General features: G+C 28.9%; 16 protein-coding genes. 10 read left to right on the forward strand and 6 right to left on the reverse strand.

Annotated elements, in window-relative coordinates:
- Positions 1–134: 134 nt before the first annotated feature.
- Together H518_RS0110725 and H518_RS0110730 are read right to left on the reverse strand one after the other, a co-directional pair.
- Positions 135–836: a LytR/AlgR family response regulator transcription factor gene (locus H518_RS0110725; RefSeq protein WP_028889050.1), complete on the reverse strand. Its 702-nt coding sequence runs from the start codon at positions 834–836 to the stop codon at positions 135–137.
- Positions 829–1,959 (reverse strand): sensor histidine kinase, encoded by a 1,131-nt coding sequence (locus tag H518_RS0110730; RefSeq protein ID WP_028889051.1) that lies wholly within the window; start codon positions 1,957–1,959, stop codon positions 829–831. Before H518_RS0110730 ends, H518_RS0110725 begins: the two co-directional genes overlap by 8 nt.
- Before the next feature lie 215 nt (positions 1,960–2,174).
- Here H518_RS0110730 and H518_RS0110735 point away from each other — a divergent pair, with 215 nt between their 5' ends.
- The 10 genes from H518_RS0110735 (at position 2,175) to H518_RS0110780 (ending at position 12,333) form a co-directional block, all read left to right on the forward strand.
- Positions 2,175–3,062: an ABC transporter ATP-binding protein gene (locus tag H518_RS0110735; protein WP_028889052.1), complete on the forward strand. Its 888-nt coding sequence runs from the start codon at positions 2,175–2,177 to the stop codon at positions 3,060–3,062.
- Between the two features lie 3 nt (positions 3,063–3,065).
- Positions 3,066–6,626 (forward strand): ABC transporter permease/M1 family aminopeptidase, encoded by a 3,561-nt coding sequence (locus H518_RS0110740; RefSeq protein ID WP_028889053.1) that lies wholly within the window; start codon positions 3,066–3,068, stop codon positions 6,624–6,626.
- 202 nt (positions 6,627–6,828) lie between these two features.
- Positions 6,829–7,956, forward strand: a complete 1,128-nt coding sequence (locus H518_RS0110745; RefSeq protein ID WP_028889054.1) for a methionine aminotransferase — start codon at positions 6,829–6,831, stop codon at positions 7,954–7,956.
- Between the two features lie 132 nt (positions 7,957–8,088).
- Positions 8,089–8,229 carry a hypothetical protein gene (locus H518_RS21290; RefSeq protein WP_169720517.1) on the forward strand — a complete coding sequence of 47 codons (141 nt, stop codon included), beginning with the start codon at positions 8,089–8,091 and terminating at the stop codon, positions 8,227–8,229.
- 195 nt (positions 8,230–8,424) lie between these two features.
- Positions 8,425–8,829 (forward strand): MerC domain-containing protein, encoded by a 405-nt coding sequence (locus H518_RS0110755; RefSeq protein WP_028889055.1) that lies wholly within the window; start codon positions 8,425–8,427, stop codon positions 8,827–8,829.
- Entirely contained in the window at positions 8,819–9,484 is a 666-nt protein-coding gene (gene folE / locus H518_RS0110760; RefSeq protein ID WP_028889056.1) for a GTP cyclohydrolase I FolE, read from the forward strand. Before H518_RS0110755 ends, folE begins: the two co-directional genes overlap by 11 nt.
- Before the next feature lie 2 nt (positions 9,485–9,486).
- Entirely contained in the window at positions 9,487–9,960 is a 474-nt protein-coding gene (locus tag H518_RS0110765) for a hypothetical protein (protein ID WP_043706862.1), read from the forward strand.
- Positions 9,960–10,457, forward strand: coding sequence for a hypothetical protein (locus H518_RS0110770; RefSeq protein WP_028889058.1), 498 nt, complete (start codon positions 9,960–9,962; stop codon positions 10,455–10,457). The genes H518_RS0110765 and H518_RS0110770 overlap by 1 nt, the downstream gene beginning before the upstream one ends.
- Positions 10,458–10,484: 27 nt before the next feature.
- On the forward strand, positions 10,485–11,684 hold the full coding sequence (locus H518_RS0110775; RefSeq protein ID WP_028889059.1) for a GTP-binding protein: 1,200 nt from the start codon (positions 10,485–10,487) through the stop codon (positions 11,682–11,684).
- A gap of 172 nt (positions 11,685–11,856) precedes the next feature.
- Entirely contained in the window at positions 11,857–12,333 is a 477-nt protein-coding gene (locus H518_RS0110780) for a nucleoside 2-deoxyribosyltransferase domain-containing protein (RefSeq protein ID WP_028889060.1), read from the forward strand.
- Between the two features lie 559 nt (positions 12,334–12,892).
- Here H518_RS0110780 and H518_RS0110785 read toward each other — a convergent pair.
- The 4 genes from H518_RS0110785 to H518_RS0110800 form a co-directional block, all read right to left on the reverse strand.
- Positions 12,893–13,291 carry a hypothetical protein gene (locus H518_RS0110785; protein ID WP_028889061.1) on the reverse strand — a complete coding sequence of 133 codons (399 nt, stop codon included), beginning with the start codon at positions 13,289–13,291 and terminating at the stop codon, positions 12,893–12,895.
- A gap of 181 nt (positions 13,292–13,472) precedes the next feature.
- Complete coding sequence (locus tag H518_RS21090; RefSeq protein ID WP_155995207.1) at positions 13,473–13,616, reverse strand: hypothetical protein; 144 nt, start codon at positions 13,614–13,616, stop codon at positions 13,473–13,475.
- Positions 13,617–13,732: 116 nt separating this feature from the next.
- The gene (locus H518_RS0110795; RefSeq protein WP_028889062.1) at positions 13,733–14,170 is read right to left on the reverse strand and encodes a hypothetical protein; all 438 of its coding nucleotides are present in this window, start codon (positions 14,168–14,170) and stop codon (positions 13,733–13,735) included.
- The gene (locus H518_RS0110800) at positions 14,170–14,814 is read right to left on the reverse strand and encodes a D-Ala-D-Ala carboxypeptidase family metallohydrolase (protein ID WP_028889063.1); all 645 of its coding nucleotides are present in this window, start codon (positions 14,812–14,814) and stop codon (positions 14,170–14,172) included. Before H518_RS0110800 ends, H518_RS0110795 begins: the two co-directional genes overlap by 1 nt.
- Position 14,815 lies beyond the last annotated feature (1 nt).

The raw sequence follows: 14,815 nt of genomic DNA on the forward strand, positions 1-14,815 counted from the left end.
TTTATATCGAACTTATGCTAAATAAAAAAGTGCATAAAAAAAGGTATTGTAGTTCACAATACCTTTTTTTACACTTAAAATGAATAGCATTTTTAATATTGATGCCATTTTATAAACTAAAATTGGAATCGCTATTAATTCCCATACAGCTTATTAATACTACTTTTATATGTTTGCCCAATAGGAATTTTGTGTATATCTATTAAAATCCTGTTCCCTTCAATAAATTTAATTTTATCAATAGCAACTATAAATGATTTATGGACTCTTAAAAAATTAGAAGCGTCTAATATTTCTTCATAATGAGATATTTTTTCATGACTAACAATCATTTCATCTTTTAAAAACAACTTGGTATAATTACCATAAGCTTCAATATATAGCAAGTCTTTTAAATTAATTTGATGGTGTTTTTTATCTCCTTTCACAAAAAAACGAGTGCTATCTACAGTATTTGCAACTTCTTTTATAATTGTTTTTGTGTTTTGACTTTCAGATACTTTATTTACTGCTTTCACCAAACGATCAAAACTAAAAGGCTTTAAAATATAATCAGTTACATTAAGTTCAAATCCTTCTAAAGCATGTTCTTTATATGCCGTAGTAATAATAGTTTTTGGTGGTTTTGATAATGTTTTTAAAAAATCTAATCCTTTTAATTTAGGCATATTAATATCTAAAAACATAAAATCTACCGTATTATCATTCAAAAACTGCATCGCTTCCATCGCATTATAACAGTTTTGTTGTAATTGTACATGTGGCAACATACTACAAAACTCTTCAATAATTTCATGCGCTAAAGGTTCATCATCAATAATTATATACTTAAGCATGTTTTAAAATTTTTAGCGTTGTTTTATAAGTTGTATTGGTTTTGTTAATTGAAAATATATGTTTCTCTTTATATAGTAAAGAAAGCCTTCTTTTTAGGTTTGTAAGTCCAATACCATTTGTTTCTTGTATTTCATTAGGATCAAAATTATTTTCAATATCAAAACAAATAAAATCAGCATTTTCTGATAAATTAATATGAATATAAGCGTTCTCTGTTAGTGTTTCAATACCATGTTTAAAAGCATTTTCTAAAAGAATGATATACAATAACGGTGCTACAGATAAATCACTATCAATAGTGTGTTTAAAAGTAATATCCACTGATTTTTTATACCTTATTTTATGTAATTCAATGTAATTTTTTAAGTACGTTATTTCATCATCTAGTTTTACCGTTTCCTTTTCACCTTCATAAATAGTATACCGCATCATGTCTGATAGTTTTAAAATAACTTCTGGTGCTTGTTCAGAGTTTTTAATAGTTAAGGCATATAAATTATTTAGTGTGTTAAAGAAAAAATGCGGGTTTATTTGAGTTCGTAATAAAGATAATTCTGCTTGTGCCTTTTCAGCTTTTAAATTTTCTAACCATTTCCATTGCTCGAACACCCACAGCGCGAAAAAGATAGGGATAGGTACAAAAAAGATAGCAAAAGGTATTTCGTCTTTAATTTTTAAATATGCCTCTACATCACCTGAAAACAAGCGTAGATATAAAAAATATAAAAAAAGAGGTGCATAAAATAATACAATTAATTTCCAGTATCTTTTAACAAATAATGGCACTAGTAAGTATGCAAATCCAATCCAAAAACCCATTAATAAAATAAATGTAATCGGATTATCGGGCATTTTCATTCTAGAATCTATAATTAGCGTACCAATAAAAAGAATAATCAGTATAATAAGTTTATATATAATATTTCTTTTTTTCTTTATATACGAAAACTTATAAATAGGAAGTGAAATAAGAAACCACCAGAAAGTAAAAACAAAAAAGATTTCTATTGGTGCATCATCAGGTATAAGAAGAAACTTATAATAATGCATTAACACAATTGCTGTTAAAACAATTATAAATCCTAGTCCGAAGGCTTTATATTTTTTTAAAAAGTGTACCATAATTCAAAAATACTCATGTTATAGAGTACTAACAAGTAAATTGATAGACACTATTATAATTAACACCAACAGCTACATTTTATTGATGAACTCAATTAATAACAATTTTAACATTGTATAACTCTAAAACATTGTGCTAAGTCATATTTATTAGTCCTTCTTTTTATTCGAGTATAAATTTGCTGTAGTTACAAATAATCAAAAGCCGAATAATTATGAACACATTACTAATTAATGATTTAACAAAAACCTATTCGAACGGTGTAAAAGCTTTAGATGGAATTAATTTAAAAATCACAAACGGAATGTTTGGATTATTAGGTGCAAATGGTGCAGGAAAATCTTCTTTAATGCGTACCATTTCTTCATTGCAAGAACCATCTTCTGGAAGTATTTCTTTTAATGATATAGATGTTATTAAACAACCACATGAAATAAGAAAACAGTTGGGGTATTTACCGCAAGAGTTTGGAGTATATCCTAAAATATCTGCTGAAAAACTATTAAATCACTTGGCTGTTTTAAAAGGAATAGTAGATAATAAAAAACGTAAAGAACAAGTAACCGCCTTATTACAACAGGTTAATTTATATCAGCATAGAAAAAAAGCAGTGTACACATTCTCTGGAGGTATGCGCCAACGATTCGGAATTGCACAAGCATTATTGGCAAACCCCAAATTAATAATTGTTGATGAGCCAACCGCTGGATTGGATCCGGAAGAAAGCAATCGTTTTTTAAATTTATTAAGTGAAATAGGCGAGAACGTAATTGTTATTTTATCTACACATATTGTTGAAGATGTTCGTGATTTATGCCCTAAGATGGCAATTTTATCTAATGGAAAAATTATTTCAGAAGGAAGTCCAAAAGAGTTAGTCGCTACTATTGAAGGGAAAATTTGGACAAAAATTATCCCTAAAAAAGACATTGCTATTTATAAGAAATCTTTTGATGTTATTTCTACAAAATTAGTCGCTGGAGAAACTCAAATTAGAGTATTATCTGCCATAAAACCAGAAATTGGTTTTGAATTGATTGTTCCTAATTTAGAAGATTTTTATTTCGCAACATTGTTTAATCAAGCTACTAAAACTGTATAAATTATGTTCAAAAAATTATTACAATTCGAAGTTTTTTATCAATTTAAGCAACGAGCCTTTCCAATATTTGCAACCTTATTTTTAGCATTAGGAGTTTTTGTAGGAAGACAAGGTTTTGCGCCAAAAGGCATTAATTTTAATGCTATATATCAGGTATATTTTCATACAAGTATATTTACTTTAGGTAGTGTGTTTATTATTATGTTTTTTGCTATTAGCGCAACTCTTAGAGATAAACAACACAATATGGAAAGTTTAATTTATAGCGCGTCTATTAAAAAAAGCCACTATTTTTGGAGTCGTTTTTTAGGTACGTTTATATTTAGTGTTTTAGCATTTTCGCCTTTTTTAGTTGGGTATATTTTTGGGAATTATTTTTCTGATTTAGATCCAGAAAGGTTGGCCAATTTTCAATTAATAACTTACCTACAACCTTGGTTATATATCGTATTGCCAAATGTATTTATTTGTGCTACCATTGTATTTTCTGTAAGTATTTTAACAAAAAATAGTATTGCAACCTATGCAAGTGCTGTGTTTATTTACATGTTGTACTTTATAAGTGCTATTTATTTAAACTCACCGTTATTAGCACAATCTGTACCTGCTTCACCAGAAAGCATGGCAATAGCAGCTGTGGCAGATTCTTTTGGTGTTGCTGCTTTTTTTGAACAGACTCAATATTGGACTCCTTTTCAAAAAAACACACAATTACTCTCTTTTTCAGGGTTATTTTTATTGAACAGGCTTGTATGGATTTTAATTTCTATAGGAATCTTATTTACTACTTATCGAGTATTCTCATTTCGTAAAACTATCAAAAAGATAAAGAAAGCACCAAAACAAAAAATAGCTAAAATTAAAACACTAATATATAAACCAGTAGTTGCCTTACACAATTTTAAAGCACAATTATTGGCATTTTATGCACTACTAAAGTTAGAATTGAAAAATATTTTTAAGAGTTTACCTTTTATTGTAGTGTTAATTATGTGGTTGTTTATAGTGTTTTCTGAATTATTTTCTACGGTAATTGGTGGTGGTGAATACGGTGTTAGCACTTATCCTTTTACCAATCAATTAATTGATTTATTCTTAGATCAGTTAACTCTTTTTAGTCTGATACTCATCATTTTTTATAGTGCAGAGATTGTTTGGAGAGAACGTGATTTAAATTTTAATATTATTATAGATGCAACACCAGTAAAAAATAGTGTCTTCTTTCTATCAAAATTTACAGCATTATTAGCATTGCCTATAATTTTAATTACAACGGGTATTATAATGTGTATGGTATTTCAAGTAAGTTTAAACTATACGAATTTTGAATTTAGCTTATATGCTTCTTTATATTATCATTATGGTATGCAATTACTTGTGTTTTGTATGATTTCCTTTTTTATAAACAGTTTAGCAAAAAGTAAATATATAGGAATGGGAATTTTTGGTTTCATTGTATTGCTAAGCTTAAAATCGCGTATGCTTGGTCTAGAACATCCATTAACAAGTCTTGGGTTTTTACCAAGAATAAAATTTAATAATATGGATGGTTTTAATGGTGTTTCAAACCTATTTAATCATTTAGTAATATATTGGTTAGCCTTGGGTTTACTACTAACTGTTTTATCCTTTAAAATTTGGAATAGGGGGTTAGTTGCTAGTTTTTCTGTTAAACTTAAGCAATTAACTTTAAATTTTACTAGCGCCCAAAAGTATGTTACATTAATACTAGTTGCATTTTTTTTAAGTGCAGGTAGTTTGGTTTATTACAATACAAACATTGTTTCTAAGTATGAAACAACGAATGATCAATTAGATTTTAGTGAAAACTATGAACGAAAATTTAAAAAATATGATAGCATAGAAAGATTATATCCAATTTCTAAAAAAACAAATGTAGATTTTTATCCATCAAAACGAATGTATACTGTATCTGCTGATTATGTATTAAAAAATAAAAGCAAACAACCATTATCTGAGTTATTTATAACAGAAAGAGTTTCATTACAAAATATTACGATAGAGAATGCTCAATTAGTAATGCACGACACCGTATACGGAACGTATTTGTTTAAGTACGATACACCATTACAACCAAATGATTCAATAAAATATAGCTTTAAATTAAAGAAAGAAGTAAAAGGTTATGAAACAGATAGATCAATTGTAAACAATGGTACATATATTAATCGTTTTGGGAATTTCGATCCTATTTTAGGATATACTACGGGTTTAGAAATTACCAATAGATCTGAAAGAAAAAGAAGAAATTTACCGAAACGAATTGAAGAAGATAATTCTGAAACTCATATTTTATTAGAAGATGTAAAACATGAAAAAATAAAGTTTGAAACTGTTATATCAACAGCTAATGATCAAACAGCTATTAGTTCTGGTGAACTATTAAAAGAATGGTCTAAAAATAACCGGAATTATTATCATTATAAATCTAAGAATAAGATTTTACCAGAAGTCGGTTATTTTTCAGCAAAATACAGTACAAGAAAAATAAATTATAAAGGAATTTCAATTGAACAATATTACGATGCTAATCACTATTTTAATATTAATGATATTGAAAACAGTGTAAAACAAACATTAGATTATTGTCAAGAAAATTTCGGGAAATATAACTTTAACCACGTAAGAATTGCAGAAGTGCCTGCACATTGGCCATTTGGAGGTTTTGCACATCCTGGTGTTATAAGTATGGTAGAAGACCGATTGTATTTAACAAATGTAAGTGATGATGAAACGTTTAATGTGGTTGCTAAAAGAGTGGTTCATGAAGTAGCACACCAATGGTGGGGACATACTTTATCTGCCAAACCTGTTGCTGGCGCTTCTTTATTAGTTGAAGGTTTTGCAAAATATACAGAAGCTGTTATACTAGAAAAAATGTACGGAAAAAGAGTGCTGTATACCTTAACTGAAAATGCAAGAAATAGATATTTTAGAGGTAGATCTTTTGCAAGCTCTGTTGAACAACCAGTTTATAAAGTAGACGGACAAAGTTATATTGCTTACGGTAAGGCGCTTACTGTTATGTTGGGATTAAGAGATTTAATTGGGGAGAATAAGGTAAATAAGGTAATGAAAACAATAACTACAAAATACAGATCAATTAATAAGTTAGCAGTAACTTCTGTTGAGTTATTAGACGAATTTTATAAAATAACACCAGTAAAACAACATACTTTAATTAATGATTGGTTTAAAAAATTAATTACGTACGATTTAGGAATAACGAAAAGTTCTTATAAGAAATTAGCAAACGGAACCTATGAAATTACAGCAAAAGTAAAAGCAAAACGTTTTGAAACATTGGTAAACGGAGAAATAAAAGAAATATCAATAAATGAATCTATTAAAATAGGCGTTTTCACAAAACATCCATCTACTGTAAAAGCTACGGATTCAATTTTATATTATAACTCAAATAAGCTTACCAAGGAGCTTACAGAACTAAAGATAATTGTAAAGGAGAAACCTAGCTATATTGCTATTGATCCATTCGGAACAAGATTGGATGAAAATTTAGTTGATAATTTGATGGAATTATAAAAGGTACTTTAGTAAATTAAATATCTAAAAAAGGCTTAGATAGTAACTATAGCGAGCATCAAATATCTTTAGATGCTCGCTATTTTTATGCTTATAAATAAAGTGTTTTTAGATAAATGAAGCGTTGATACTAAATATAATAAGTATACACATTTGTTTATTACAACCAATATAGTATTTTCGTACAAACCGATTTTTAACAATGTCAAAGTTACCAAACACAACTGCTAGTATATTTTCTGTAATGTCGCAATTAGCGCAAAAACATAATGCGATTAATTTATCACAAGGATTTCCTAATTTCCCTGTAGATGAGCGATTGTTGCAAATTTCAAATCGTTTATTAACAACAAATGTTCATCAATATACACCCATGGCAGGGTTGCCTTCATTATTAGACAAAATAGCTTCATTAACTCAAAAAAACTACCAACGAAAAGTTAATACTTCATCTGAAATATTAATTACAGCAGGTGCAACACAAGGTATTTATACTACGATTAATACTTTTATTACTTATAACGATGAAGTTATAATTTTAGATCCGAGTTATGATAGTTATGAGCCTTCTGTTTTAGTAGCAGGAGGAAAGCCAGTACGTGTTTCTTTAAATGATGATTATTCACCCAATTTTAACCGAATAGAAGCGGCAATAACATCAAAAACGAAACTGATAATTATTAATAATCCGCATAACCCTACTGGTAAAATTTGGAAAGAGGAAGAATTTCAAGCTTTAGAAACGATCTTAGATAAGCATTCAAATATCTTATTATTAAGTGATGAAGTTTATGAATACATATCGTTTAAACATCCGCATATTTCTATAAATAGCAGACCTAAATTGATTGATAAAACAATTATAGCTTCTTCTTTCGGAAAATCATTGCATGTTACTGGTTGGAAAGTTGGTTATTTAATTGCTCCAGAAAGCTTAATGAATGAAATTAAAAAGGTACATCAATTTTTAGTTTTTAGTATCAATAGTTTTTCGCAACATGTTATTTCTGAGTATTTAGATATTGTTGATTTTAGCAAAATTGCAACAATGTACGAACGTAAAAGAGCTTTGTTTCAAGATATTCTTAAAAACAGTCGATTTGAATTATTACAGTCTGAAGGAACCTATTTTCAAATTGCAAGTTATAAAGAAATCAGTGCTAAAAGTGATACTGAATTTGCTAAAGATTTAATTACAAAACACAATGTTGCTGCAATTCCTATATCTGTTTTTTATAAAGATGCAACCGATAAACAAATGCTTCGTTTTTGTTTTGCCAAAACTGATGAAACTTTAATTGCTGCGGCTGAAAAATTAACTAAAATATAAAAACGCTCTTATAGGGTAACATTCCGTATAAAATTAAGACACTCACCTTAATTTTCTGTAAATTACGGAATGCCATAACTATTTATTTGCTAAACAAAATATATTTATCATACTATTTAAAATCAAATAATCATGATAGAAGTTAAAGCAATTAAACCAGGGCCAAAGCCTAAGAAAAAAGATGGTACTCTTGATCGAAGAAGAAGAGATAACAAGAATACTCCAGGTAACAAACCTCCGTTAAAACCTAGTAAATCAACTACTAATGAGTAATCTACTCTAAAGCCTTCTTTAATTTATTATTCAGGAATGTTTAGCATACATTCCTGAATAATAAATGCTTTACGTTTTATGCTATTTTCAAGAAACGTTATCTTTCATAGTAGTCTTATTAAATAATACGCAACAAAGTTGCATTAGTGAATATTTTAATTAATTTTGCAACTCAGTTGTATTAATGGAATTATAATGATATTCACAAATCAAAAATCAGATAATTTAGGAGTTCTAACAAGCACATTATGCTTAATACATTGCATTGCCACTCCTTTTATTTTTATAGTACAAAGCTGCTCTATAACTTGCTGCGATAGCGCACCTGCTTGGTGGAGTTTTTTTGACTATTTCTTTTTAGCAATCTCGGTAATAGCCATTTATTATTCTACACAAACAACCGACATTAAATGGATGAAACCATCATTATGGATAAGTTGGTCTCTTTTATTTTTAATCATAGTAAATGAAAAAGTTGCATGGGTATCATTACATGAAAGCTTTGTCTATTTCCCTGCACTTTCATTGATAATCTTACATCAATACAATAAAAAATATTGTAAGTGTAACATAACAAAATGCTGTACAAATGAACAATAAAGAAGAAATTGAAATAATAGGGGATCATCATTATTCAAAAAGTATAAAAACCCCATTACGTGCTGATGCATTTGATAAATCTAATGATGAAAAGATTAAAAATATAGAGCATCATTTTAAAATGATAATGCATGAAATGGGACTAGATTTAACAGATGATAGTTTATCAGGTACTCCATATCGAGTAGCAAAAATGTATGCTAAAGAATTGTTTTATGGTTTAAACCCTGCTAACAAGCCAAAACTGTCAACATTTCAAAATAAATATGGATATAAAAAAATGTTAGTTGAACAGAATATTACCATTGATTCTGCTTGCGAACATCATTTTTTACCAATAACAGGATTTGCTCACGTGGCATACGTTCCTAAAGACAAAGTTATTGGACTATCTAAAATTAATCGATTGGTTGATTATTATGCACGTCGCCCACAGGTACAAGAAAGGTTAGTGCTGCAAATTTTAAACGATTTACAAGATGTTTTAGATACAAAAGATGTTATCGTCTCTGTAACAGCCAAACATCTTTGTGTTTCTTCTAGAGGCATAAAAGATCAAAGCAGCTTTACGACAACTTTAGAATATGGAGGATGCTTCTCAGAAACAGCAACTCGTAATGAATTTTTAAAAATAATAACACAACAAAAATTATAAAAATGATATTAAAAAAGGAAGTATTAAACGCACAAGAAAAATGGGGAGAAGGAGTTGTTAAAATTGGTTCTTTAAAAGATAAAACAGTAGAATGTGAGTCTTTTACAACTGAATTTCTTAAAAACCTATATTCTTTTGATTACGGACCAGTTTTATTTAAACCTACTAAGTGTGAAATAGAACAATTTAGGCCTACCCAATCAAAAGCTTTGTCATATTTTATTGCAGGCGAAAATAGGGCTTGTAATGAAGATAAAGGATTTGCACTTCAACCTTGGACAAAAGTAAGGTTTGAAAATTCAAATCTAATCTTAGAAGAAAACCGAGCAATCGCCATGGGTAATTACTTTTTTACCGATTTAAGTGGTAATGAAGCAAAAGTTGAATATACATTTGGCTACAAGCTAATTGCTGGAGAATTAAAAATAGATTTACATCATTCTTCATTTCCATACACTATAAATACCGCAGTGTAATGCAAAAGCATCTTTATTTTTTGTGTCCTACCGATTGCTTAGAATCTGTTATTAACAATACTTTTAAGCATGAAAATTATTTTTACACCTCGCTTGGAAATTCTTTTGTGGCTGAAAATAAAACAATTGAGTCGCTAAGTGAGGTAATTATAGAACATAATATTAAAGAAATATCTTTTGTGTTATCTAATAACAATCATATTATTAATGATGCATTGGGAGCGCAAGATTTTTTAAGAATAAAAGGACTAACTAGATTATACCGTCAAATTAAAAAACAAAAAGAACATTCAGATATGTTATGGAAAACAGACTATAATCAATTTATAATTCTTTCTTATTATTTAAATAAAAAAATAAATGAGTTACAATTAAAGTTAACAAATTTATCAAAAAGGCCTATTAAAATAGGAGGGAAGATATATAATAAGCATACCAATTCATTTACGAATATATATGCTGATTTAATTTGTTTACAAAAACATCATTTAAATTAAATAACACCATTTTTATCTATTAATAGAATGAAAAAATTACCTGTAACTGTATTAAGTGGTTTTCTAGGAGCCGGAAAAACAACATTACTAAATCATATATTACATAATAAAGAAGGCTTAAAAGTAGCTGTGATTGTAAATGATATGAGTGAAGTGAATATTGATGCTCAATTCATTGAAAATGAAAATGCACTCTCTAGAACTGAAGAAAAACTAGTAGAAATGTCTAACGGATGTATTTGCTGTACACTTCGTGAAGATCTTATGGTAGAGGTAGAAAAACTAGCATTACAGAACAAATTTGATTATCTTTTAATAGAAAGTACTGGTATAAGTGAGCCAGTACCAGTAGCGCAAACGTTTACTTTTGAAAGTGAGGATGGTAAAATAGATTTAAGCCGATTTAGTTATATAGATAATATGATAACAGTGGTTGATGCTTTTAACTTCTTAAAAGATTTTTCGAGTTCAGATTATTTAGCGACAAGAGAGCTTACTAATATTGATGGTGATGATAGAACTATTGTAAATTTATTAACCGATCAAATTGAATTTGCAAACGTTATTATAATTAATAAAATTGATTTAGTAACCAATGAACAAGTAGCAGAACTGCGAGCTATTATTAAAAAGTTAAACCCTGAAGCTCGAATTATTTCGACTAAAAATTCTAAAATTAAACTAGAAAATGTGTTAAACACAGGGTTATTTAATTATGAAAAAGCAGAAGCTTCTGCTGGTTGGATAAAAGAACTGGAAAACGAACACGTGCCTGAAACCGAAGAGTTTGGTATAAGTTCTTTTGTTTATAAAAGTAAAAAACCATTTCACCCTGAGCGTTTTTTAAACTATCTAAATCAAAGTTTTCCTCAAAATGTTATTAGGAGCAAAGGGCTGTTTTGGTTGGCTTCAAGATCTAATCAAGCAATATCATGGAGTTCAGCAGGTGGTTCTTGTAAAGCAGATCCGGCTGGAGTTTGGTGGGCATCTATGCCATTTCAAGAAAGAATTAATTACGCTTCTTTTAATGATAACAAAGACGGTATTGAGTCGGATTGGGATGTTCTTTTTGGTGATCGAAAAATAGAGTTAGTCTTTATTGGTCAACTTTTAAATAAAGAGAAAATGATCATTGAATTGAATGAATGTTTACTTACCAATAAAGAAATTCAGTTATGGAAAGATAAATCTTTTTCACAGGCTGATAAATGGCCAATTGCTATATAAAATAGGGCACTTATAAAAGTAAAATATTTTAAACTCTTGTTTAGTAATATTTTAAATGGTATTTCACAGGCGTTTTTGAATTATAATAATGCAAAAATAAAGATTATTTTGTTTATTTAGTAAGTAAGTGTATATTTGTGTTATAAATACGCAAAACATACATTTACTTAATATGGAAGAGATTAAACCGCCGAATAATATAGGGATAACTAAGAATTTAAGTGTTTTTTTAGCAGGTAGTATTGAAATGGATAAAGCTGAAAATTGGCAGCATACAATTATTCAACATTTTAATAAAGAAACAATTACATTTTACAATCCTAGAAGAGACAGTTGGGATGCCACTTGGAAACAAGAGATTAAGAATCCTAAATTTAAGGAGCAAGTAGTATGGGAATTAGATGCATTGGAGCAATCTGATATAATTGTAATGTATTTTGATCCTTTAACTAAATCTCCAATCTCATTATTAGAACTCGGGCTTTATGCTAAAAGTAAAAAAATGATAGTTTGTTGTCCTGAAGGTTTCTGGAGAAAAGGAAATGTAGATATTATATGTGAACGTTACGAAATACAGCAAGTACAAAACTTAAATGCTTTAATCAACTGTATAAAAGTTAGTCTTAATAATAATGCAAATGATTCTTAGTTGAGTTTGAACCATTAAAGATAAAGAAATAGAGGACGTATTTAAGTACAATAAAAATATGTAAAAAGTATTTTATTTTTTACTTTACAAAAAACTCTATTTAACATAATATTAATTATGAAACAAATAAAAAACGCTACTCAAAAAAGAATGCGCTTTCATCAATGCCTTATAAACCAATGCTTATAGTACAATTTTAAGGGTCAGAATTTCAATGAACTTGATTAATATTAAGGCAAACATAATGTTTTTTTTTTGATTCCTAAAATATAGCTTTAAATCACTCTTGTACATTCTTCGGAAATGAAGAACCAAATTTCCATCGCAGATGGGTTACTTTTCTTTTAATTGCAAATTTCCTTTTTTCCGAAAAAAAGAAAGCAAAACCGCGCTATCTTTCAGCATAAAGTTTTCCTTAACTTTATTCGAGCTAAAACAGTTATTACTTAAATAGTTTAGTGATTTGCTTTTTTTGGGCAAAAAAAAAGCCTCTGAGTTTAGAGGCTTTTTAATTTATTTTTTCTTACTACATAATTTCTAGGTTTTAATTATTACAATTTTAAGCCTCAGGTCTTGGCGGTGGCATCATTGGTGGAACTGGCTCAACATCTTTAAAAACAGAAACAAATTCATCACCGATATGCGTTAATTTCAATCCATTAAAATGCACAGAACCAACTGGCAAAGGTGTAACTAACTTATTAAAGAGTATGTTTTCAAATTTGTTTGAAGTTCTAAAATTTAGACCGACAAAATCACTAGTACCATCTGAGTAGTCCACAACAGCTTGAAGAAACATATTACCCTCTGTTAACAAATTTACACAAGCTAAAGTACCTAGTAAATATTGGTTAGGTTTTAACATATTTTGTACATCTCCTAGACCAGTTGCACGAAAAAATGAGAAAGGCTCTACCTTAAAAGTAGTACCATTTAATTCAATTATTTTACTTGACATTATTTATTGTTTTTATTTGCAATTCTTTGACACAACTCCGTTGGTAAATAGAAATTATTTTCTGATTTATATTTTATTTTATTTATTAGAAGTAACACGATAAGTATCAGAATTAAAATTAAAAACAAGAAACAAAATATTGAAAACATTATCAAAAGAGCTGTAATTACATTCATTGCTATTAGTTTTTACGTTCGTTTTTACTTCTTTTATATTTATACATCTCAGCAATAGCAAGGAATACAACGTATACCACCATTGGTAAAGGGGTATTTTCAACAACACTACCAACGACCCCAACGGATGCGGTAAAACTGTTTATCATTAGATTATTCATTTATTTATATATATTTGGGGTTAAAATTTAAAAAATATGACGGGAGCAACTTTTATAATTATAATATCTGTAATAACAATAACTATAACATTCATTTTAGGGTTCTATTTAGGAAAGATATCGGGAGCTAAAGAACGCAAGTGAGCCAATTCATGAGGCTCTAACTCAGCATTTAACCAACCAAATAAATCAATCTCATGACCATTACTGAAAATAGAATCATCAGTCCAAACACCTAACTCATGCCAATACATTCTTTGACCAAAAGCATTGTAAACCTTAGAAAAATTTGAAGAAGAAACACCTTGTAATAAATCATATATCTTTTCTTCATCAGTACCTGGTCTACCCATTGAATTATACAAACCCTCAGCGACACTCTTTGCTTCTACATCAGTATAAGTCGAACCACTTTCAGACAAATTCTTATAAATTGTCTCCGTTTTTCTTTTAAAATAATCAAAAGCAAATCTTACAACAACAACTAAAAGCAATATAACACCCCCATAAAAGAGGGCATTATTTTTTAAAAATTGTTTCATTATTTTCTGTCTTTAAATTTAAAGAATAGACCGACCGCAGAGAGTACAACTCCTATTATACCTAGCACCACCGTCGTACTTATAGACATGGATTTTTTTTTTAATTCTGAATCTTCCGACCCAGTCCAAAAATAATACCCACCTCCTACTTTTGCATCTCTTACATCAATATGGATAAAACCATCTTTTTCATAGATACCAAAGGCATTAACTCCAGCAGCTCGCAAACGTTTGTACAATTCGTTCTTTTCTTCTAATGCGGTTTTTAGTAATTCAACCAAACCAACACCTTTTAAATCTAAGGCTTTAGCATAAAAATGTTGACTATCACCTGAACGACCTTTGTGAATTTCCCAACGATAACTTCTAAAAGAAGAAGTAACTGTAATTGGTTTACCGAGTACATCTCTTAAGATTTGAAAAGCTTTAATTACTCGGTTGTCTATGGGGATATAAGCGAATAAATTCTTTTCTTCTTGAGTTACAAAACTTGACTTTCTTAGTTCACCTAGTGTTAGATTTTTTGTTATTTGACGACTGTCATCAAAACGAATAGGTGTATTTGTCGGATGCGCGAAATAATGCTTTTGTACATACTTACCGTATGATTCTTGGTAAGGTGATTTATTAAGTATTTCAGACATA

Source organism: Tenacibaculum ovolyticum DSM 18103, from assembly GCF_000430545.1.
GTDB lineage: Bacteria > Bacteroidota > Bacteroidia > Flavobacteriales > Flavobacteriaceae > Polaribacter > Polaribacter ovolyticus.